Here is a 21,357-nt window from a genome sequence, read left to right on the forward strand (position 1 = left end):
CCGTCGAGCCGGATCCGTCCCCGACGGCCCTCAGCCTGGAAAGACCTCAACGAGATGTCCTCAGTCCCCGAGCCGCCCCAGCCGGCCACCGCCACGAGCCACCCGTTCGAGGGCGACCCCGTCTTCGACCTGCACCTGGGCGGCAAGATGCGGGTCGCCGCGACCGCGCCGCTCAAGGACGCCGCCGACCTGTCGCTGGCCTACACGCCGGGCGTGGCCCTGGTGTGCGAGGCGATCGCCGCCGACCCGAGCATGACCCAGCACTACACCTGGGTGCCCAACACGGTCGCGGTGATCAGCGACGGGACCGCGGTCCTCGGGCTCGGCGACATCGGCCCCTCGGCCGCGATGCCGGTGATGGAGGGCAAGGCGGTGCTGTTCAAGCAGTTCGGCGGCGTCGACGCCGTCCCGATCTGCCTGGACACCACCGACACCGAGCAGATCATCGAGACCGTCGCCCGCCTGGCGCCGAGCTTCGGCGGCATCAACCTCGAGGACATCTCGGCGCCGCGCTGCTTCGAGATCGAGGACCGCCTCAAGGAGATCCTCGACATCCCGGTCTTCCACGACGACCAGCACGGCACCGCCGTGGTGGCGCTCGCCGCGCTGAAGAACGCGCTCAAGATCACCGGTCGCGAGGCGGCGACGACCCGCGTGGTCATCTCGGGTGCCGGGGCCGCCGGCGTCGCCGTCGCCAAGATCCTGCTCGAGGCGGGCATCACCGACCTGGCCGTCACCGACCGCAAGGGCGTCCTGCACTCCTCGCGCGGCGACCTGACCCCGGTCAAGAAGGCCCTCGCCGAGATGACGGCCGACAAGACCGGGCGCACCGGGACCCTGGGCGACGTGCTCGCCGGCGCCGACGTCTACCTCGGCGTCTCCGGCGGCACCGTGCCCGAGGAGGACGTGGCGCGGATGGCGCCCGACGCCATCATCTTCGGGCTGGCCAACCCCACGCCGGAGGTGCACCCCGACATCGCGCACAAGTACGGCCGGGTGGTGGCCACCGGCCGCTCGGACTTCCCCAACCAGATCAACAACGTGCTGGCCTTCCCGGGGATCTTCCGCGGTGCGCTCGACGTGCACGCCACCAGCATCACCGAGGGCATGAAGCTCGCGGCGGCCAACGCCCTGGCCGAGCTGGTCGGCGACGACCTGAGCGAGACCTTCGTCATCCCCTCGCCCTTCGACGAGCGGGTGCCGGGCGCGGTGTCCAGCGCGGTCGCCGAGGCGGCGCGGCGCGACGGGGTCGCGCGCCGCTGACGCGGTGCGGGCCCTCACCGCTGCGGGTGGTCGCCGACGAGTAACGTGAGCCACATGTTCGCCGTCTACGCCGACTCCTTCTCCTCCGACGACCCGCTGTCCGGCCTGGTGGTGGGCGAGCGCCCCGAGCCCGAGGCCCCCGACGGCTGGACCACGGTCACCGTCAAGGCGGCCTCGCTGAACCACCACGACGTGTGGTCGCTGCGCGGTGTGGGCCTCAGGCAGGAGGCGCTGCCGATGATCCTCGGCTGCGACGCCGCCGGCCTCGACGAGGACGGCAACGAGGTCGTGGTGCACGCCGTGGTGAGCGACCCGTCCTGGAGCGGCGACGAGACCTTCGACCCCAAGCGCTCGCTGCTCTCCGAGCGCCACCAGGGCACCTTCGCCGACAAGGTGGTCGTGCCGCGCCGCAACGTGGTGCCCAAGCCGGCCTCGCTCTCCTTCGAGGAGGCCGCCTGCCTGCCGACCGCCTGGCTGACCGCCTACCGGATGCTCTTCACCCGTGGCGACCTGACCGCGGGCGACACGGTGCTCGTGCAGGGCGCCGGCGGTGGCGTCGCCACCGCGGCGATCATCCTGGGGCGCGCCGCGGGGCTGCGGGTGCTGGCCACCAGCCGCGACGAGGCCAAGCGGGCCCGCGCGCTCGAGATCGGGGCCCACGAGGTGTTCGAGTCCGGCGCACGGCTGCCCGTCAAGGTCGACGCCGTGATGGAGACGGTCGGCCGGGCCACCTGGTCGCACTCGGTGCGCTCGCTGAAGCCGGGCGGTCGCCTGGTCATCTCCGGCACCACCTCCGGTCCCCAGCTCGACGACGCCGAGCTGACCCGCATCTTCTTCCTGCAGCTCTCGGTGGTGGGCTCGACCATGGGCACCCGCGACGAGCTGGCCTCCCTGGTCTCCATGCTCGACGCGACCGGCGCCCGCCCGCTCGTCGACCGGATCCTGCCGATGGAGCAGGCCGCCGAGGGCTTCGCCGCCATGATCGACGGCGATGTCTTCGGCAAGGTCGTGCTGACCCGCTGAGCGCGACCGTGAGCACCCGCACCCACCTGCTGACCGGCGCCGGGTCGGGCATCGGCGAGGTCCTGGCCCGTCGGCTGCGCGAGCGCGGCGACGAGGTGTGGCTGCTGGCCCGCTCCGACGAGCGTGCCGGCGAGCTCGCCGAGGCCTGCCCCGGTGCTCGCACGCTGGTCGCCGACCTCGCCGACCCCGCTGCGGTCGAGGCGCTGGCCGACCGGCTGCCGCGGCGGCTCGACTCGCTCGTGCACGCCGGCGGCGTCGTCGAGCTGGGCACCGTGGCCGAGCTCTCGGCTGCGGCCTGGGTCGAGACGGTCACCGTCAACCTCGTGGCCCCCGCCGTCCTGACCCGGCTGGCCCTCCCGGCCCTGCGCTCGGCGCGCGGCACCGTCGTGCTGGTCAACTCCGGCGCCGGGCTCGTCGCCAAGCCGCAGTGGTCGGCGTACGCCGCCAGCAAGCACGGGCTCAAGGCGTTGGCCGACTCGCTGCGCGCGGAGGAGTCGGGTCACGGCGTGCGGGTGAGCACGATCTATCCCGGCCGCACCGCCACGGCGATGCAGGAGAAGGTGCACGCCCAGGAGGGCAAGGACTACGACCCGTCGCAGTGGATCGACCCGGCCACCGTCGCCGCTGCGATCCTGCAGGCCCTCGACCTGCCCGACGACGCGGTGCTGACCGACCTGTCGCTCACGCCTCGGGGCTAGCGGGTCGCCGGCCGCTGCGTCCTCACGTGCGCGAGCGCCAGTTGAGGGCGCCGACCAGCACCATCCGCAGCTGGGTGCGGGCCTTCTCCACGATCTGCTTCTCGGCCTCGGGCCGCTGGGCGGCGGCCAGGATCTCCTCGGCCACGGCCACCATCGCCGAGACGATCAGGCCCGAGAGGATGCGCAGGTCCTCGGGCGACCAGTCGGCGGTGCCCGGCAGCCGGGCGAGGTCGGTGGCCAGCTCGCGCTCGCACAGCTCGATCTCGTGGCGGATGGCCTCGCGGACCGCCGGCTGGCCCGCGGTGCGCTCGCGGGCGATGAAGGCGAAGTGGGAGCGCTGGCGGTGGACGTGGTCGACCAGGATGGAGACCGAGCCGTCGACGATGTCGGTGGTGGAGCCCTGGTCGCGCCGCACGTCGCGCAGCAGTGCTCGCAGCGACGCGAACGACTCGTCGACGAGGCTCAGGCCCAGCGACTCGATGGAGTCGAAGTGGCGGTAGAAGCCGGTGGGGACGATCCCCACCTCCTTGGCGACCTGTCGCAGCGAGAGGGCCACCAGGCTGCTGTCCTCGCAGAGCTCGAGCGCGGCGTCGAGGATCGCTCGACGGGTGCGCTCCTTGCGCTCGACACGGGTCTGGGTCACGCGTCGATGCTATCGCCGTCGGGTGGCCGCCCCGCTGCGGGCCCGGGGCCCCGGGTGGTGCGGCTCACGCGGGGGTGCCGTTGACGGCGGGCCAGGTGGGTCGCCATAGTTTCGGTGTACGCACGTTCACTGAATTGTGGAGGAAGTCATGGGTGTCCTCAGCGCCGTCCTGCAGTCCCGCGCCGCGGCCGCCCTGGCCTCGCCCCACAGCGTGGACCGGTTCCTCGAGCAGGTCAACCCGCTCTGGGCCGCGCACGAGGTGCGGGGACGTGTCGTCGACGTGCGGCGCGAGACAACGGGTGTGCACCCGGTCAGCACGCTGACGGTGCAACCCACCTCGACCTGGCGCGGGCACCGCGCGGGGCAGCACGTGCAGGTCGGCGTCGACCTGCCGGGGGCTCGTCGGGCCACGCGCTGCTTCTCGGTGTCGTCGGCGGCCTCGGGCCCGGGGGAGCGGTTCACGCTCACGGTGCGCGCCCACGACGACGGCGACGAGCGCACCTCGCTCTCGCGCCACCTGGCGACCGCGGCGACCCCCGGCACCCTGCTGCACCTGAGCCAGGCCGGGGGCGAGTTCACCATGCATGCCACGCCCGCGACGCCGAGCCCGCACCCGGTGCTGCTGATCAGCGGCGGGTCGGGCATCACCCCGGTGATGTCGATGCTGCGCACGCTGCTGCGTGACGGCTACGACGGGCGCGCCGGACGCCCGGTCACCTTCCTGCACTACGCGAGGAGCGCCGCCGAGCAGATCTACGCCGAGGAGCTCGCCGCCATCGCGCGCTTCGACAACCACGTCGACGTGCGGGTGGTGCACACCGGGGCGGGCGGGCAGCGGTTCGGTCCCGCCGCGCTGGCTCGTCTGGTGCCAGGGTTCCGCGACACCGACACCTGGGCCTGCGGTCCGACCGGGCTCGTGCAGGCCGTGCAGGCGGCGTACGACGGCAGCGAGCGGCTGCGCGTCGAGCACTTCAAGGCGCCCGCCAGCCCCCTGGGCGCCGAGGAGGCCGAGGGCGAGACGAGCTTCGCCCGCAGCGGGCTCGGCGCCGCCAACACCGGCGAGACCCTGCTCGCCCAGGCCGAGGCGCTCGGGCTGCGCCCGCAGACGGGCTGCCGGATGGGCATCTGCTTCTCCTGCACCACCCGCAAGACCAGCGGCACCGTGCGCGACGTCGTCACCGGCGAGGAGTCCGCGCGTCCCGACGAGGACGTGCGCATCTGCGTGTCCGCCCCCGTCGGCAGCTGCACCGTCGACCTCTGAGCCACCTCCCGGCGCCCGAGGGCGCCACCAACCGAGAGGACCTCCCATGACCAGCACCACCACCAGCAGCCCCCGGTTGACCCCCGTCCAGCTCGACGCCCTCGGCGCCGAGATGGACGCGATCCGCCAGCGCGTGCTGGCCGACCTCGGCGAGGCCGACGCCGACTACATCCACGGGGTCGTGCGCCTGCAGCGCCGCCTCGAGGTCGCCGGCCGGGCCCTGTTCTACCTGCCGCCCGCCTGGCCGCTGGCCGTGGCGGCCCTGAGCGTCTCGAAGATCCTCGACAACATGGAGATCGGCCACAACGTCATGCACGGCCAGTACGACTGGATGGGCGAGCCCGGCCTGAGCTCGCGGATGTACGAGTGGGACAACGTGTGCCCCTCCGAGCAGTGGCGCTACTCCCACAACTACATCCACCACACCTTCACCAACGTGCTCGGCAAGGACCGCGACATCGGCTACGGCATCCTGCGCATGGACGAGGACCAGCCCTGGCACCCCTACTACCTCGGCAACCCCGTCTACGCGTTCCTGCTGATGGTCTTCTTCGAGTGGGGCGTGGCGATGCACGACCTGGAGGTCGAGAACATCGTGGCCGGCCGCCGCTCCCTGGCCGACAACAAGGCCCTGCACGCGGGGATCATGCGCAAGGTGCGCCGCCAGGCGCTCAAGGACTACGTGCTCTTCCCGGCCCTGACGGGACCGTTCTTCCCGCTGACCCTGGCCGGCAACGCCACGGCCAACCTGGTGCGCAACGTCTGGGCCTTCAACATCATCTTCTGCGGGCACTTCCCGGCCGGGGTGGCGACCTTCTCGGAGGGGGAGTGCGAGGACGAGTCCCGCGGGCACTGGTACTACCGCCAGCTGCTGGGCTCGGCCAACATCGACGGCGGGTCGCTGTTCCACCTGATGACCGGCAACCTGTCGTTCCAGGTCGAGCACCATCTCTTCCCCGACCTGCCCGCCCGTCGCTACCCGGAGATCTCCGGTGAGGTGCGGGAGATCTGCGAGCGCTACGGCCTGCCCTACAACACCGGCCCGCTGGGCAAGCAGCTGCTGAGCGTGGCCCGCAAGATCTGCCGCCTGGCCCTCCCGGACCGTCGCAGGGAGCAGCCGTCGCAGGCGGCCGAGCAGCCCGCCGCCGCCTGAGTCGTCCAGCGTGAGCGAGCCCACCTGGCCAAGAGCGTCCGTGGCGGTGAGACTGGGGCCATGAGCCAGACCCCTGAGCAGCGCGGCGAGGAGCGGCTGAGCCGTGCCGAGATCGGCAAGGACGCCGCGCAGAGCGCCGTCGAGGCCGCGGCCACCACCGTCGGCGAGGTCGCCACGATCGTCACCGGGGCGGTCAAGGGCGTGGCCGGCGCCCTGGGCGGCCTGGCCACCGAGGTCTTCGAGATCCGCGAGGCCGCCCGCCGCGCCGCCGAGCGCTCGGAGGAGTGAGCCTGCTCAGCCGAACGACAGCGTGAAGTCGCGCTGGCGGAAGGAGAGCAGGTGCCGCCGACCGGCCAGCCAGCCCAGCGGGCCGGCGGGGTCGAAGTCCCACCGGGCGGTGCACGGGGCCACCTTCGAGCGCCCGGCCATGCCGGTCTCCACCGGCACGGTGTGGGCATCGATCGGGGCCTGCCAGGTGCCGCCCTTGGCGGGCACCCGCGGCGCCAGTGACGACAGGTCGCTGAAGCGCGCGCTGGCGACCGGCTGCCCGGCGGTGCTCATCGACCACGACGCCCGCGAGAGCGGACCCCGCTGCGAGGTCGACGACTCGAAGTCGCCCAGCCCCTTGGGGATCGCCCAGAGCCCACGACCGCCCGCCACCGAGGCGGGGGAGTCGACCCAGATGTCGGTGATGCTGACCCGGCGCTCGCCGGCGGGGGTGCGCATCACGCGCGCCACCAGCAGCTCGGAGTAGGTCAGCGGGCTGCCCTCCTCGTAGGAGACGAAGGCGGCGCCGTAGACGCCCTTCGGGTGCCGCTCGTCCACGTCGCGGCCGACGCGGAAGACCGAGACCCACATCTGGCCCACCATCTGCCAGGGCGCCGGCGGGTAGTCCACCGAGCCGTCGCCGGGAGCGGGGGAGGAGGTCGCGTCCGTGCTCATGGCCGGAGTCTAGCCACGCCACCGCCCCCGCGTCCGCATTCTGACAGGTCAGTCTTCCGGATCGTCGAGACGGGCCAGCCAGGTCGCCAGCCGCTCCACCGCGGTCTCGAACTCCGGGTGGGTGTCGGTGAAGGCCTGCAGCTGCTCGGCGAGCCACGCCAGGGTGACCTCCTCGTCACCCCGGCGTCGCTCGAGCTCCTCGATGCCCCGGTCCGTGTAGTACATGGCCTCAGGCGAACGCCTGGTCGAGCAGGTCCTTCTGCTCGGCCTGGTGGCGCTTGGCGGTGCCGACCGACGGGGAGGAGGACTCCGGGCGGGTGACCGGCTCCACCTGTGCGTCGACCTCGGGCCAGGCGTTGAGCTGGTAGTGCGGCCACGGGCCCATGTTGCGGGGCTCGTCCTGCACCCAGCGCACCGTCTTGAGGTGCGGGTAGCGCGCGATCTCGGCCTTGATTTCGTCGAGCGGTCGCGGGTAGAGCTGCTCGACGCGCGCGATGGCGAAGCGCTCCGAGCCCTCGCGCTTGGCCCGCTCGACCATCAGGTCCCAGGTCACGCGCCCCGAGCAGATGAGCAGGGTGTCCACCTTCGAGGCGTCCGCGTCGGCGTCGCCGATGAAGGGCCGGAAGGTGCCCGAGGTGAAGTCCTCGGGCTGCGAGGCGGCCTCCTTGCGCTTGAGCATCGACTTGGGCGTGAAGACGATCAGCGGGCGGTGCGCCTCGCCCAGCGAGTGCTGGCGCAGCAGGTGGAAGTACGACGCCGGCGTCGAGGGCTGGGCGACCACGAACGCCTCGTCGGCGGCCATGGTCAAGAAGCGCTCGATGCGGGCCGAGGAGTGGTCGGGGCCCTGGCCCTCGTAGCCGTGCGGCAGCAGCAGCACGACGCCCGACTGCTGGCGCCACTTGGTCTCGCCGGCCGAGATGAACTCGTCGATGACGGTCTGCGCGCCGTTGACGAAGTCGCCGAACTGCGCCTCCCACAGCACCAGCGCCTCGGGACGCGCCACGGAGTAGCCGTACTCGAAGCCGAGCGCGGCGTACTCGGAGAGCAGCGAGTCGTAGAGGTAGAGCTTGGCCTGGTCCTCGGTCAGCGACGACAGCGGCGTCCACTCGTCGGCGTTGACGCGGTCGATGATGGTGCCGAAGCGCGAGACGAACGTGCCGCGGCGCGAGTCCTGGCCGGCCAGGCGGACCGGGCGGCCCTCCATCAGCAGCGCGCCGAAGGCCAGCACCTCGCCGGTGCCCCAGTCGATGGGGCCCTCGGTGATGGCCTTGGCGCGGCGCTGCAGCTGCGGCATCACCTTGGGGTGCACGGTGAAGCCCTCGGGCGGGGTGACGTAGGCGTCGGCGACCCGCTTGAGGTACTCCAGCGGCACCGAGGTGTCGGCCTCGCCGCTGGGCTTCTCGGGGTAGTCGGGGACCGTGGTCCACTCCGAGGGGTGGCCGGTGGCCTCGCGCACCTCGGTGAAGACGCGCTCGAGCTGCTGCTGGTAGTTCTTGAGGACCTGCTCGGCCTCCTCGATCGTGATGTCGCCACGACCGATGAGGGACTCGGTGTAGAGCTTGCGCACCGAGCGCTTCTGCTCGATCAGGTCGTACATCAGCGGCTGCGTGTACGACGGGTCGTCGCCCTCGTTGTGGCCGCGCCGGCGGTAGCAGACGAGGTCGATGACGACGTCCTTGTTGAAGGCCTGGCGGTACTCGAAGGCCAGCCGGGCCACGCGGATGCAGGCCTCGGGGTCGTCGCCGTTGACGTGGAAGATCGGCGCCTGGACCATCCGGGCCACGTCGGTGCAGTACAGCGAGGAGCGCGACGAGCCGGGGGAGGTGGTGAAGCCGACCTGGTTGTTGACCACCAGGTGCACGGTGCCGCCGGTGCGGTAGCCGCGCAGCTGGGAGAGGTTGAGGGTCTCCGCGACCACGCCCTGGCCCGCGAAGGCCGCGTCGCCGTGGACCAGCAGCGGCAGCACCGGGTAGGCGCTGCCCTGGTCGAGGACGTCCTGCTTGGCGCGGGCGATGCCCTCGAGCACCGGGTCGACGGCCTCGAGGTGCGAGGGGTTCGCGGCCACCGAGACCTTGACGGTCTCGCCGCTCTCGGCCTCGAACTCGCCCTCGGCGCCGAGGTGGTACTTCACGTCGCCGGAGCCCTGCACGGTGCGGGGGTCGATGTTGCCCTCGAACTCGCGGAAGATCTGGGAGTAGTTCTTGCCCACGATGTTGGCCAGCACGTTGAGCCGGCCACGGTGGGCCATGCCCATCGTGACCTCGTCGAGGCCCGACTCGGCCGCGGCCTCACAGATCTCGTCGATGACCGGGATCGTGGTCTCGCCGCCCTCGAGCGAGAACCGCTTCTGGCCGACGAACTTGGTCTGCAGGAACGTCTCGAAGGCCTCGGCCTGGTTGAGCTTGAGCAGGATCCGCAGCTGCTCCTCGCGGGGCGGCTTGGTGTGCGGCTGCTCGACACGCTCCTGGATCCAGCGACGCTGCTCGGGATCCATGATGTGCATGTACTCGATGCCGGTGGTGCGGCAGTAGGAGTCGCGCAGGATGCCCAGGATGTCGCGCAGGCGCATGAAGCGGCGCCCGGTGCCGCCGAAGGAGCCGGTGGCGAACTCGCGGTCGAGGTCCCACAGGCTCAGCCCGTGCGTCTCGATCTCGAGGTCGGGGTGGGTGCGCTGGCGGTACTCCAGCGGGTCGGTGTCGGCCATCATGTGACCGCGCACCCGGTAGGCGTGGATCAGCTCAAGGATGCGCGCCTGCTTGCTGATCTCGTCGTCGTGCGACGTCGCGATGTCGTGGCCCCAGCGGATCGGCTCGTAGGGGATCCGCAGCGACCGGAAGATCTCGTCGTAGAAGCCGTCCTGGCCCAGCAGCAGCTGGTGGACCCGCTTGAGGAACTCACCCGACTGCGCGCCCTGGATGACGCGGTGGTCGTAGGTGGAGGTCAGGGTCATCACCTTGGAGATCGCGTTGCGCGCGATCGCCTCCTCCGAGGCGCCCTGCCACTCCGGCGGGTACTCCATCGCGCCGACGCCGATGATGGCGCTCTGCCCCGTCATCAGGCGCGGCACGGAGTGGTTGGTGCCCAGGCCGCCGACGTTCGTCAGGCTGATGGTGGTGCCCTGGAAGTCCACGACGCCCAGCTTGTTGTCGCGGGCCTTGGTGACCATGTCCTCGTAGGCGGTCCAGAAGCCGGCGAAGTCCATCGCCTCGCAGCCCTTGATGCTCGGCACCAGCAGCTGGCGGGTGCCGTCGGACTTCTTCTGGTCGATGGCCAGGCCGAGGTTGACGTGGGCGGGGGTGACCAGGTTGGGCTTGCCGTCGACCTCGGCGTAGGAGTTGTTCATCTCCGGCATCGACTTCAGGGCCTTGACCAGCGCGTAGCCGATCAGGTGCGTGAAGGAGACCTTGCCGCCGCGGGCGCGGGCGAGGTGGTTGTTGATGACGGTGCGGTTGTCCCACAGCAGCTTGACCGGCACCGAGCGCACCGAGGTGGCGGTGGGCACCGTCAGGGAGACGTCCATGTTGGCCGCGGTGCGGGCCGGCGCGCCGCGCAGCACCTTGTACGTCGGCTCGTCGCTGGCCTCGGCGGGGGCCGGCGGCTTGGACTCCTTGGCCATCGGGGTGGTGGTTCCCTTCGAGGGCTCGGCGGCCTTGGTCTCCGGGCGCGGCTTGGCGACCGGGGCGGGCGCCTCGGAGCTCGCGGTCTCGGACGTGCCGGAGGGCTTCGACGCAGGCTTCTTCTCGGCCTGCTCCTCGGGCTTCTTCTCGGGCGTCTTCTCGGGCGTCTTCTCGGCCTGCGGGGCCTGCTGCGCCGGGGCGGAGCCGGTGCTGGCGCCGTTGCCGTTGGCCTCGAAGTAGGAGGCCCAGCTGGGCTCCACGCTGCTCGGATCCTTGCGGTAGCGCTCGTACATCTCCTCCACGAGCCACTCGTTGGCACCGAAGTCGTCGGAGACCTCGGGGGAGGTGGAGGGGGAACTGCTGGGGGACTGCGGCACGGCTTGCTTCGCCTCTTCCGATGAGCGCGCGTGGATGGGTGGAGTCGGTGGTCAAGGCTAGACCCACGCACCAGCAAATGCCGAGGTTGGGCCTGCTTTCGGACAGGGTGTTGCCGGACTAACACCACGAGAGGAGCAGACGATGCCGTCGCCACACCCCGGCGGGCCCCGCCGGACCCTCATGACCGGCCTGGTCGTCGTCCTGACAGCGACCCCCGGACTGGTCGCCTGCACCGGCGAGGAGCCTCGCAGCGAGGGCTCCGGCCCCGCCGCGAGCAGCCGGCCCGGGACGGGCGGCGAGCCCCGCCCGGCGCGCCGCGTGCGTACCGACTTGGCGGTGGGGGAGGTGGTCGGAGCGCTGGGTCCGGTGAAGCGGCGCCGGGTCGCCACCGGTGTAGGACGCGCGGTGGACCGCTGGTGGGACGCGGCGTTCGTCGACGCCACCTACCCGCGGCGGCGCTACCGCTCGGTGTTCCCGGGCTTCACGCCCGGGGCCGCGCAGGCGGCCCGCCGCGACCTCGACCGGATGACCAGCCACCGCCTCGGCGAGCGGATCGACGCCCTGACCCCCGTGCGGCGGCGCGTCGTGGTCGACATCCTGGCCACCCAGGAGACCGCGCGCGGCGTCACGGCGCGCACCACGCTCGACTACCGCACCAGCGGTGAGGTGGAGCGCCGGGTCCGGGTGAGCGCCCGGCTGTTCATGCTCTACCGCGAGGGCTGGCGGATCTTCGGGTACGACGTGCTGCAGGGGCCCAAGCCGACGAGCGGCCCGCGCGGCGGCAAGGCGCGCCAGCGCGGCCGGGACAGGAGCAGGTCATGACCACGACCACGACCACGACGACGACGGCGAGGAGGCGCACGCGGGCCGGGCGCGGCCTGCGCACCGCCCTGCTCGGCACGGTGCTGGCCGGCACCGCCCTCGTGGTGCCCCCGCCGGAGGTGGCGCCGGGCGACGTCGCCCTGGTGAAGGCGCAGCGCTCCGGCGCGGTCGACCTGAGCCCCGACGTGGTGTGGATCCTCGCCGTGGGCTCCGACGCGCGGCCCGGGCAGTCGATGACCCGCTCGCGCGGCGACGCGCTGCAGATGGTCGGCATCGACACGCGCACCGGGGCGGCCTCGGCGATCGGCATCCCGCGCGACTCGTTCGTCCCCATCCCGGGCCACTCCGCCAACCGGGTCAACGCGGCCATGGTGCTGGGCGGGCCCGAGCTGCTCGGACGCACCGTGGGCGCGATGGTGGGGGTCCAGCCCGACTACGTGATGGTCACCCGGTTCCCGTTCTTCGAGGACCTGGTCGACGACATCGGCGGCATCACGGTCACCAACCCGCGCCGCTTCTCCGACAGCTCGCTGAAGCCCGAGGGCTTCGCCCAGGGCCGCATCCGGCTCAACGGGTACGGCGCCATGGCCTTCTCCCGCATCCGCAAGACGCTCGCGGGCGGCGACTTCGCCCGCTCGGCCAACCAGCAGCGGGTGCTGCGCGGCATCGGTGCCGAGATCCGCGCCAAGGCCGACCGGCCGGGCTTCGTCGAGCGCGGCGTGCTCAGCGTGGTCCAGCACATGGACACCGACCTCGGGCCCGGCGAGCTGTTCCGCCTGGCGCGCGCCGTCGCGCGGGTGGACCCCGCTCGCATCACCACCTGCGTCGTGGGTGGGGCGGTGGCGACCATCCGCGGGATGAGCGTGGTGCGGCCCAACCTCACCCAGGCCCGTCGCCTGGGGGCGGCCGCGCGCGGCGACGCCACGCTGCCCCCCGGCTGTTGACGCAGGCTGCTGAGGGCGCCGGACGTGCCACGACCGGGACGGCCCTGGTGGGCCGTCCCGGTCGCGGGCGGTGCTGCGGTGCTGCGGTGCTGGTCGGCTCAGCCGGTCAGCGGGGGTAGATCTTCGACTCGACCCAACCCAGGTCGAGGTCGAGGATGCCCGGGATCTTGACGTTCATCGCCGACAGGTTCGCGCCGTAGTAGTTGCGCGTGAAGCGCGGGCCGAAGGTGATGAAGCCGGTCTGCTGCAGCTCGTCGATGGTGAACTCGACGGTCTCGCGGATCTTCAGCCCGCCCTCGGGCAGCAGGCTCTCGCCCTTGTAGAGGATGTCGGCGACCTTGAACTTCGGCTTGTCGGAGCCGCGGACCCGCTCGCCCTTGCGGCTGAGCAGGTTGAGCTTCGAGCTGATGCCGGTGATCTCGAGGTCGAGCGCGGGGATCGAGAAGGAGCCCAGCGAGCTCTTGGCCATCGAACGGGCGCGCCCGCGCGACATCTGCTTGGCCTTGTAGGAGTACTCGAGGCCGTCGAGGACCGCGACGCCGCCCAGGCCGGGCAGGCTCAGCGGGATGCTGCGCTCGCCCTCGATGGTCTTGACGACCTTCTTGTTGCCGGTGCCCTCGCAGGGGATCGACTGGGTGCCGATGCCACCCATCTTGAGCAGCGCCACGTCGTCGTTGATCGGCAGCGCCTCGAAGTCCAGGCCCATGATCGTGGAGCGGAAGACGCCCGAGGGCACGGAGTCGGCGATGCGCGACTGGGCGTAGCCCAGCTTGAGCAGCACGGGGGAGTCGTTGTCGGTCTCGCTGGGGTCGACCTCGATGGCCAGCGCGCTGGCGCCCGAGGACGCCGAGTGCTCGCCGATGTTGCTGAACGAGCTGCCGAGGCCGATGGAGCCCAGGCCCGGGATCTCGATGATGCCGCCGACGGTGTCGGTGAGCAGGGTGATGAGCTGGTCGACGATCTCGTTGACCGGCGCGGCGACCTGGTTGACGATGTCGAGCAGGTCGGCCAGCGGCGTGTCCTCGACGACGGTGCCCTCGTAGTCCAGCGAGATGCCCTCGAAGCCGAAGCTCTCGGCCGTGCCGAAGGGGTTGCCGTCGCCGTCGGCGTCGGCCGGGTCGTGGAAGGAATCGGCGACCGAGTTCAGGCCCTTGATCTTGAGCGTCGGGATCTTGAGGTCCTCGACGAGCTCGCCGCCCAGGGTGATGTCGGCGATGGTGTTGACGGCCCGGGTGCCGGTGACGCGGCCCTCGCGGTAGGTCGAGGTGCGGCTGGTGCTGGGGGAGATGCTGATCAGCTTGGCGATGTCGACCGGGGCGTTCTCGGCGATCAGCGCGGTGATCTGGTCGGTGCTCAGCTTCGAGGGCTTCACGCGCTCCACCCCGGCGCTGCGGGTGCAGGCGAGGATGTCGAGGGAGTCCTTGAGGCTCTTGATGTCGATGCCGCCGACCGAGACCTTGGTGCCGAAGGCGAGCGCCTTCATGCCGAAGTCGGTGATCGTCTTCTGGTTGGCCCGCGCCTCGGTGGACTCACCGGCGACGGCGGTGGGGTTCGCGGCGAGGGTGCCGGCAAGGCTGACCGCACAGACGGCGGACGCCGCAGCGGCCCTCTTGAGGGACTTCTTCACGCTCTCCTACTTTCATCGGCGCAGCGGCGCTGCGGGACGTGGGGGCCGGAAGAAGCGTGTGGAGCACCCTCCCCTCCCGGTGGGGACCAGTGGTTCGATCCCTCGACAGGTAGAACGGGCTGGGCGCGCCGGGGTTAGGTAGTCCGTTCGGGCTGGTACAGACCAGTCCGATCGGGTCAGAGGCGTCGCTGGAGGACGCAGAAGGCCCGGCCCACAGACGTGGACCGGGCCTAGCGGTCGGGTGCCCCCGGCAGGATTCGAACCTGCGGCCACTGGTACCGGAAACCAGTGCTCTATCCCCTGAGCTACGGAGGCATGCCACGCTGCGCAACGGCTGCGGGACGGCGTCACCCTACAACTCCGGGGTCGGGGCGACGAATCCGGTAGGCCGCCGCCGCGGCCGGTCCCAGGCCCCGACATCGATGCGGGTCGCGACCGTGGGCGCCGATAGGCTGGACGGGTGACTCCCGAACAGCTCTCCACCGCGATCGTCGACGTGCTGACGACGCTGTCCGACGAGGGTGCGATCACCCTGCCGGACGGTGTCCCTGCGAGCGTGACCGTGGAGCGACCCCGGCAGAAGGGGCACGGCGACTACGCCACGAACGTCGCCCTGCAGCTGGCCAAGAAGGCCGGGACCAACCCGCGCGCCCTCGCCGGGCTCGTCCAGGAGCGCCTGGCCGCGGTCGACGGCGTCGCCGACGTCGAGATCGCCGGCCCGGGCTTCCTCAACATCTCCGTGTCCGCCGGCGCCCAGGGCGCGGTGGCCGCGCAGGTCGTCGCCGCAGGCGAGGCCTACGGCGCCTCCGACGCGTTCGCCGGCGAGAAGATCAACCTCGAGTTCGTCTCGGCCAACCCGACGGGGCCCATCCACATCGGCGGCGTGCGCTGGGCCGCGGTGGGCGACGCCCTGGGCCGGATCTTCACCATGACCGGCGCCGAGGTCACCCGCGAGTACTACTTCAACGACCACGGCTCGCAGATCGACCGCTTCAGCGGCTCGCTGCTCGCCGCGGCGAAGGGGGAGCCGGCTCCCGAGGACGGCTACGGCGGGCAGTACGTCCACGACATCGCTGCGCGGGTCCTCGAGGTGCGCCCCGACGCCCTGCAGGACCCCGACCCGCAGGAGGCCTTCCGGGCGGTCGGCGTGGACCTGATGTTCACCGAGATCAAGCAGAGCCTGCACGACTTCGGTGTCGACTTCGACGTCTACTTCCACGAGGACGAGCTGCACAAGTCCGGCGCCGTCGAGCGGGCCGTCACCCGGCTGCGCGAGCTCGGCACCGTCTACGAGCAGGACGGCGCGGTGTGGCTGGCCACCGAGCGCTTCGGCGACGACAAGGACCGGGTCGTCATCAAGAGCGACGGCCAGGGCGCCTACCTCTCCGGCGACCTCGCCTACTACCTCGACAAGCGCGAGCGGGGCTTCGACCGCTGCCTGATCATGCTCGGCGCCGACCACCACGGCTACGTCGGGCGGATGAACGCCATGTGCGCCGCCTTCGGCGACACCCCGGGCACCAACCTCGAGATCCTGATCGGCCAGATGGTCAACCTGGTCCGCGACGGGCAGCCGCTGCGGATGTCCAAGCGCGCCGGGACCGTGGTCACCATCGACGACCTGGTCGGAGCCATCGGCGTCGACGCCGCGCGCTACGCCCTGGCGCGCTACAGCTCCGACTCCAACATCGACCTCGACCTCGACCTGTGGTCGCGCGCCGACAGCGACAACCCGGTCTACTACGTCCAGTACGCGCACGCCCGGATCTCCTCGATCCTGCGCAACGCCGCCGACCTCGGCTTCGCCGGGCCCGGCTCGGTGCCCGAGGACTTCGACCCCGCCCTGCTCTCGCACGAGAAGGAGGGCGAGCTGCTGCGTGCGCTGGCCGAGTTCCCCCGGGTCGTGGCCAGCGCCGCCGAGCTGCGCGAGCCGCACCGGGTGGCGCGCTACCTCGAGGACACCGCGGGGGTCTACCACCGCTTCTACGACAACTGCCGCGTGCTGCCGATGGGCGACGAGGAGCCGAACGACCTGCACCGGGCCCGCCTGGTGCTGGTGGCGGCGACCCGCACGGTGCTGGCCAACGGCCTGCGCCTGCTCGGGGTCTCGACGCCGGAGCGGATGTGAGCTGAGTGCCCGTCTCCCACGAGGCCGGCTGGGCGCACGCCGACGGGGCCCTGAAGGGTCCCTCCTGGCTGCGCCAGCCCGCCGACCCCAACGAGCTGGTCCAGCACCTGTGGTCGCGCACGGCGCGCAAGGACGACGGCGTGCTCAGCGTCGGCGGCGTCGCGCTGCCCGACCTGGTCGCCGAGCACGGCTCGCCGGCGTACGTGCTCGACGAGACCGACTTCCGCTCGCGGGCGGCCGCGTTCCGCGACGCCTTCGCCGACTACGACGTCTTCTACGCCGGCAAGGCGTTCCTGTGCACCGCCGTCGCGCGCTGGGTCGCCGACGAGGGGCTGTGCCTCGACGTGTGCACCGGCGGTGAGCTGGCGGTCGCCGAGCGGGCCGGCTTCCCGATGGACCGCGTCGGGTTCCACGGCAACAACAAGTCGCCCGCCGAGATCGAGCGGGCGGTGCGGCTCGGCGTGGGCCGGGTCATCGCCGACTCCACCGCCGAGATCGAGCGGCTCGCGGAGGTCGCCGAGCGCCTGGGCACCACGGTGCGGGTGATGGTGCGGGTGACGGCGGGCGTCGAGGCGCACACCCACGAATACATCGCCACCGCCCACGAGGACCAGAAGTTCGGCTTCTCCATCACCTCCGGCGACGCCCTCGAGGCCGTACGCCGCGTGCAGGAGGCCCCGGGTCTCGAGCTGCTGGGCCTGCACTCCCACATCGGCAGCCAGATCTTCGACTCCTCGGGCTTCGAGGTGGCGGCGCGCCGCGTGCTCGCGCTGCACGCACGGGTAGCCGACGAGCTCGGCGTCACGATGCCCGAGATGGACCTCGGCGGCGGATTCGGCATCGCCTACACCACCCAGGACGACCCCGCCGAGCCGGCGCAGCTGGCCGCGGAGATGTCGGCGATCGTCGAGCACGAGTGCCGCGCGCTGGGCATCGACGTGCCGGCCCTGTCCATCGAGCCGGGCCGCGCGATCGTCGGACCCTCGGTCTGCACCGTCTACGAGGTCGGCACCGTCAAGCCGGTGCGCCTCGACGGGGGCGCGGTGCGCACCTACGTCTCGGTCGACGGGGGCATGAGCGACAACATCCGCACCGCCCTCTACGACGCCGACTACTCCTGCACGCTGGCCGGGCGCGCCTCCGCGGCGGCCCCGCTGCTGGCCCGGGTGGTCGGCAAGCACTGCGAGGCCGGCGACGTCGTGGTCAAGGACGAGTTCCTGCCCGGCGACGTCGCGCCGGGCGACCTGGTGGCGGTGCCGGGCACCGGCGCCTACTGCCGCTCGATGGCCTCGAACTACAACCACACGCTGCGCCCCCCGGTGATCGCGGTGCGGGACGGGGTCGCGCGTGTGGTCGTACGACGTGAGACTGAGCAGGACCTGTTGGCAACGGACGTGGATGACCCCGAGGTGATCGAGTCGTGACGGAGAGTGGCAAGCCGCTCAAGGTGGCCGTGCTGGGCTGTGGCTCGGTGGGCTCCCAGGTGGTGCGCCTGCTCGTGGAGCAGGCCGCCGACCTGGGCGCCCGCGTGGGTGTGCCGGTCGAGCTGGCCGGGGTGGCCGTGCGCCGCCTCGACGCGGCCCGCGAGGTGGAGATGCCCGAGGGGCTGCTGACCACCGACGCCGAGGGCCTGGTGGCCCGCGACGACGTCGACCTCGTGGTCGAGGTCATCGGCGGCATCGAGCCCGCGCGCAGCCTGATCCTGTCGGCGCTCGAGCACGGTGCGTCCGTGGTCACGGCCAACAAGGCCCTGCTCGCCGAGGACGGACCGACCCTCTTCGAGGCGGCGGCCAAGGCCGGTCGCGACCTCTACTACGAGGCCGCCGTCGCCGGCGCGATCCCGATCCTGCGCCCGCTGCGCGAGTCGCTGGCCGGCGACAAGGTGACGCGGGTGCTGGGCATCGTCAACGGCACCACCAACTTCATCCTCGACAAGATGGACTCCTCCGGCGCCGGCTTCGCCGACGCGCTCGAGGAGGCCCAGGAGCTGGGCTACGCCGAGGCCGACCCGACCGCCGACGTCGAGGGCTTCGACGCCGCGGCCAAGGCCGCGATCCTGGCCTCGCTGGCCTTCCACACCCGCGTCACCGCCTCCGACGTCCACCGCGAGGGCATCACCGAGGTCAGCGCCGCCGACGTCGCCTCGGCGACCGAGATGGGCTGCGTGGTCAAGCTGCTGGCGATCTGCGAGCTGCGCGAGCAGCCGGGCGGCGACGAGGCCGTCTCGGTGCGCGTGCACCCGGCGATGATCCCGCGCAGCCACCCGCTGGCCTCGGTCCGCGAGGCCTACAACGCCGTCTTCGTGGAGTCCGAGGCCGCCGGCCAGCTGATGTTCTACGGTCCCGGGGCCGGCGGCGCGCCGACGGCCTCGGCCGTGCTCGGTGACCTGGTCACCGTGGCCCGCAACCGGCGCGAGGGCGTCACCGGCGCCGGCGAGTCGGCGTACGCCGACCGGGCCGTGCTGCCGATGGGCGAGGCCCGCACCCGCTACCACGTGGCCATCGACGTCGACGACCGCGCCGGTGTGCTGGCCACGGTCGCGACCGCCTTCGCCGAGCACGGCGTCTCGATCCGCACCGTGCACCAGGAGGGCCGCGACGACGACGCCCAGCTGGTCGTGGTCTCCCACGAGGCCACCGACGCCCAGCTGCGCGCCACCGTCGAGCACCTGCAGCAGATGGACATCGTGCGCGAGGTCAGCTCGGTGATGCGCGTCGAAGGAGGAGCAGAGTGAGCACCCACCAGCTCGACCGCGAGGCCGGTCGCGCCACCCACCAGTGGCGCGGGGTCATCGAGGAGTACCGCCACCTGCTCGAGATCCCGCAGGACGCGCCGGCGGTGACGCTGCGCGAGGGCGGCACCCCGCTGGTGCACTCCGAGTGGCTCTCCGGGCTGACCGGCGCCGAGGTGCACCTCAAGGTCGAGGGCGACAACCCCACCGGCTCCTTCAAGGACCGCGGCATGACCGCGGCGATCTCGGTGGCCAAGCACGAGGGCGCGCGCGCCGTGGTCTGCGCCTCGACGGGCAACACCTCGGCCTCGATGGCGGCGTACGCCGCCAAGGCCGGCCTGACCCCGCTGGTGCTGGTGCCCGAGGGCAAGATCGCCGCCGGCAAGATGGCCCAGGCGATCGTGCACGGCGCCCAGGTGATCATGGTGCGCGGCAACTTCGACGACTGCCTGCAGATCGCCAAGGAGCTGGCCGAGCAGTACCCGGTGGCCCTGGTGAACTCGGTCAACCCGGTGCGGCTGCAGGGCCAGAAGAGCGCGGCGTTCGAGATCGTCGACTTCCTCGGCGACGCCCCCGACTTCCACCTGCTGCCGGTCGGCAACGCGGGCAACATCTCGGCGTACTGGATGGGCTACCGGCAGTTCGCCGAGCTCGGCCGCGCCACCAGGCGGCCGGTGATGCGCGGGTTCCAGGCCGAGGGCGCCAGCCCGCTGGTGACCGGCGAGCCGTTCCCCGAGCCCGAGACCAAGGCCACCGCGATCCGCATCGGCAACCCCGCCTCGTGGTCGCTCGCGGTCGAGGCGGCCGAGGAGTCCGGCGGCCGGTTCGCAGCCGTCAGCGACGAGCAGATCCTCGACGCGCAGCGCAGGCTGGCCCAGCGCGACGGCGTCTTCGTCGAGCCGGCCTCGGCCGCCGGCGTCGCCGGGCTGCTGCAGGAGCTCGAGGCGGGGGAGTCCTACGCCGGCTCGACGGTCGTGGTCACCGTGACCGGGCACGGCCTCAAGGACACCGCGACGGCGCTGGAGGCCTACTCGGTCGCCCAGGCCGAGCAGGGACGCCCCGGCATCGTCGACACCGTGATCGACAACGACGTCGTCGCCGCCGCCCGCGCCGCCGGGCTCGCCTGACCCGATGACCTCCTTCGTCACCGGGCCGGTGCGCGTCACGGTGCCGGCCACCTCGGCCAACCTCGGTCCCGGCTTCGACTCGATGGGGCTCGCGCTCGACCTGCGCGACGAGCTCGAGGCCGAGGTCGTCGGCGACGGTGTCGAGGTGCTGGTGGAGGGCGCCGGCGCCGATGGCGTGCCGCGCGACGCCACCCACCTGGTGGTGCGGGCGATGCAGGTGGCCTTCGACGCGATGGGCGTGCGCCCCCCGGGCCTGCGGCTGCACTGCCGCAACGTGATCCCGCACGCGCGCGGCCTGGGCTCGTCCTCCGCCGCGATCGTCGCCGGCGTCACGCTCGGGCGTGCCCTGGTGGCGGGCGGTGCGCTGCTGCTCGACGACGACCGGGTGCTCGACCTGTGCGCCGGCCTCGAGGGACACCCCGACAACGTGGCTCCGGCCCAGCTGGGCGGCTTCGTGGTCGCTGGTCGGGACGACGACGGTGGCTTCTACGCCGTGCCCTGCCCGGTCGACCCGCGCGTCGGCGCGGTCGTGATGGTGCCGCCGACCCCGGTCTCCACCGAGCAGGCCCGCGGGCTGCTGCCGGCCACGGTGCCGCACGCCGATGCCGCGGCCGACGCGGGTCGGGCCGCGCTGCTGGTGGCCGCGCTGGCCGGTCAGCCTGAGCACCTGCTGCGCGCCACCCGCGACTACCTGCACCAGGACTACCGCCGCCCGGCGATGCCCGAGTCGCTCGAGCTGGTCGACCGGTTGCGCGCCGACGGCGTGGCCGCGGTCGTGTCCGGGGCCGGACCGACCGTCCTGGCGTTCTGCGACGGCCCGGCGACCGCCCTGACCGCCTCGCTGCTCGAGAGGTGCCCCGCGGGCTGGTGGGCCTCCTACCTGGCCCTGGACACCAGCGGCGTGCGGGTGCTCTGAGCCCGCCGCGCGCCGGTGCTAGTCTGACCGCGCGCCGACGACCAGCTCCTCCGGCGTGCACCCGCGATCTGCGGGGTGCGTCCC

At 72.2% G+C, this 21,357-nt stretch carries 18 protein-coding genes and 1 tRNA gene; 13 read left to right on the plus strand and 6 right to left on the minus strand.

The window, feature by feature from the left end:
* Nucleotides 1–54 precede the first annotated feature (54 nt).
* From JOE61_RS18185 to JOE61_RS18195, 3 genes are read left to right on the plus strand one after another with little or no spacing between them, the layout of a single operon-like run.
* Nucleotides 55–1,263 carry an NAD(P)-dependent malic enzyme gene (locus JOE61_RS18185; protein WP_193667523.1) on the plus strand — a complete coding sequence of 403 codons (1,209 nt, stop codon included), beginning with the start codon at nucleotides 55–57 and terminating at the stop codon, nucleotides 1,261–1,263.
* 54 nt (nucleotides 1,264–1,317) lie between these two features.
* Complete coding sequence (locus JOE61_RS18190; RefSeq protein ID WP_193667697.1) at nucleotides 1,318–2,286, plus strand: zinc-binding dehydrogenase; 969 nt, start codon at nucleotides 1,318–1,320, stop codon at nucleotides 2,284–2,286.
* Nucleotides 2,287–2,294: 8 nt separating this feature from the next.
* Entirely contained in the window at nucleotides 2,295–2,984 is a 690-nt protein-coding gene (locus JOE61_RS18195) for an SDR family oxidoreductase (protein ID WP_204797309.1), read from the plus strand.
* Between the two features lie 22 nt (nucleotides 2,985–3,006).
* Here the strand turns inward: JOE61_RS18195 and JOE61_RS18200 are convergent, their stop codons facing one another.
* Entirely contained in the window at nucleotides 3,007–3,627 is a 621-nt protein-coding gene (locus JOE61_RS18200; RefSeq protein WP_193667522.1) for a TetR family transcriptional regulator, read from the minus strand.
* Nucleotides 3,628–3,775: 148 nt separating this feature from the next.
* Between JOE61_RS18200 and JOE61_RS18205 the strand changes: the two genes are divergently transcribed.
* From JOE61_RS18205 to JOE61_RS18215, 3 genes are read left to right on the plus strand one after another with little or no spacing between them, the layout of a single operon-like run.
* A complete protein-coding gene (locus tag JOE61_RS18205; protein ID WP_193667521.1) occupies nucleotides 3,776–4,888 on the plus strand; it encodes a flavin reductase family protein in 1,113 nt (370 codons plus the stop codon).
* Between the two features lie 46 nt (nucleotides 4,889–4,934).
* A complete protein-coding gene (locus JOE61_RS18210) occupies nucleotides 4,935–6,041 on the plus strand; it encodes a fatty acid desaturase family protein (protein ID WP_193667520.1) in 1,107 nt (368 codons plus the stop codon).
* Between the two features lie 60 nt (nucleotides 6,042–6,101).
* A complete protein-coding gene (locus JOE61_RS18215) occupies nucleotides 6,102–6,329 on the plus strand; it encodes a hypothetical protein (RefSeq protein WP_193667519.1) in 228 nt (75 codons plus the stop codon).
* A gap of 6 nt (nucleotides 6,330–6,335) precedes the next feature.
* Here JOE61_RS18215 and JOE61_RS18220 read toward each other — a convergent pair whose 3' ends face one another.
* Genes JOE61_RS18220 through JOE61_RS18230 form a run of 3 tightly spaced genes read right to left on the minus strand, consistent with a single transcriptional unit; the run spans nucleotide 6,336 to nucleotide 10,977 of the window.
* Nucleotides 6,336–6,983, minus strand: a complete 648-nt coding sequence (locus JOE61_RS18220) for an acetoacetate decarboxylase family protein (RefSeq protein ID WP_193667518.1) — start codon at nucleotides 6,981–6,983, stop codon at nucleotides 6,336–6,338.
* A 48-nt stretch (nucleotides 6,984–7,031) separates the two neighbouring features.
* Complete coding sequence (locus tag JOE61_RS18225; RefSeq protein ID WP_193667517.1) at nucleotides 7,032–7,208, minus strand: DUF6104 family protein; 177 nt, start codon at nucleotides 7,206–7,208, stop codon at nucleotides 7,032–7,034.
* 4 nt (nucleotides 7,209–7,212) lie between these two features.
* Nucleotides 7,213–10,977 (minus strand): multifunctional oxoglutarate decarboxylase/oxoglutarate dehydrogenase thiamine pyrophosphate-binding subunit/dihydrolipoyllysine-residue succinyltransferase subunit, encoded by a 3,765-nt coding sequence (locus tag JOE61_RS18230; protein WP_193667516.1) that lies wholly within the window; start codon nucleotides 10,975–10,977, stop codon nucleotides 7,213–7,215.
* A gap of 142 nt (nucleotides 10,978–11,119) precedes the next feature.
* Here JOE61_RS18230 and JOE61_RS18235 point away from each other — a divergent pair, with 142 nt between their 5' ends.
* Nucleotides 11,120–11,800, plus strand: coding sequence for a hypothetical protein (locus tag JOE61_RS18235; protein WP_193667515.1), 681 nt, complete (start codon nucleotides 11,120–11,122; stop codon nucleotides 11,798–11,800).
* Nucleotides 11,797–12,744, plus strand: a complete 948-nt coding sequence (locus tag JOE61_RS18240; RefSeq protein WP_193667514.1) for an LCP family protein — start codon at nucleotides 11,797–11,799, stop codon at nucleotides 12,742–12,744. The genes JOE61_RS18235 and JOE61_RS18240 overlap by 4 nt, the downstream gene beginning before the upstream one ends.
* A gap of 106 nt (nucleotides 12,745–12,850) precedes the next feature.
* On the opposite strand, the gene JOE61_RS18245 is transcribed toward JOE61_RS18240, so the two are convergent.
* Nucleotides 12,851–14,371, minus strand: coding sequence for a hypothetical protein (locus tag JOE61_RS18245; protein ID WP_193667513.1), 1,521 nt, complete (start codon nucleotides 14,369–14,371; stop codon nucleotides 12,851–12,853).
* Between the two features lie 242 nt (nucleotides 14,372–14,613).
* Nucleotides 14,614–14,686: transfer RNA gene (locus JOE61_RS18250), tRNA-Arg, on the minus strand.
* Between the two features lie 145 nt (nucleotides 14,687–14,831).
* Here JOE61_RS18250 and argS point away from each other — a divergent pair.
* The 5 genes from argS to thrB are packed head-to-tail and all read left to right on the plus strand — an operon-like array spanning nucleotide 14,832 to nucleotide 21,273.
* Complete coding sequence (gene argS / locus JOE61_RS18255; protein ID WP_193667512.1) at nucleotides 14,832–16,499, plus strand: arginine--tRNA ligase; 1,668 nt, start codon at nucleotides 14,832–14,834, stop codon at nucleotides 16,497–16,499.
* 5 nt (nucleotides 16,500–16,504) lie between these two features.
* Nucleotides 16,505–17,923 carry a diaminopimelate decarboxylase gene (lysA, locus tag JOE61_RS18260; RefSeq protein ID WP_193667511.1) on the plus strand — a complete coding sequence of 473 codons (1,419 nt, stop codon included), beginning with the start codon at nucleotides 16,505–16,507 and terminating at the stop codon, nucleotides 17,921–17,923.
* On the plus strand, nucleotides 17,920–19,233 hold the full coding sequence (locus JOE61_RS18265; RefSeq protein ID WP_193667510.1) for a homoserine dehydrogenase: 1,314 nt from the start codon (nucleotides 17,920–17,922) through the stop codon (nucleotides 19,231–19,233). The genes lysA and JOE61_RS18265 overlap by 4 nt, the downstream gene beginning before the upstream one ends.
* A complete protein-coding gene (gene thrC / locus JOE61_RS18270; RefSeq protein WP_193667509.1) occupies nucleotides 19,230–20,357 on the plus strand; it encodes a threonine synthase in 1,128 nt (375 codons plus the stop codon). Before JOE61_RS18265 ends, thrC begins: the two co-directional genes overlap by 4 nt.
* Before the next feature lie 4 nt (nucleotides 20,358–20,361).
* Nucleotides 20,362–21,273 carry a homoserine kinase gene (gene thrB, locus JOE61_RS18275; protein WP_193667508.1) on the plus strand — a complete coding sequence of 304 codons (912 nt, stop codon included), beginning with the start codon at nucleotides 20,362–20,364 and terminating at the stop codon, nucleotides 21,271–21,273.
* The last annotated feature ends 84 nt before the right edge of the window (nucleotides 21,274–21,357 follow it).

The sequence above is a fragment of the Nocardioides salarius genome, assembly GCF_016907435.1.
In the GTDB taxonomy this organism is placed as follows: domain Bacteria; phylum Actinomycetota; class Actinomycetes; order Propionibacteriales; family Nocardioidaceae; genus Nocardioides; species Nocardioides salarius.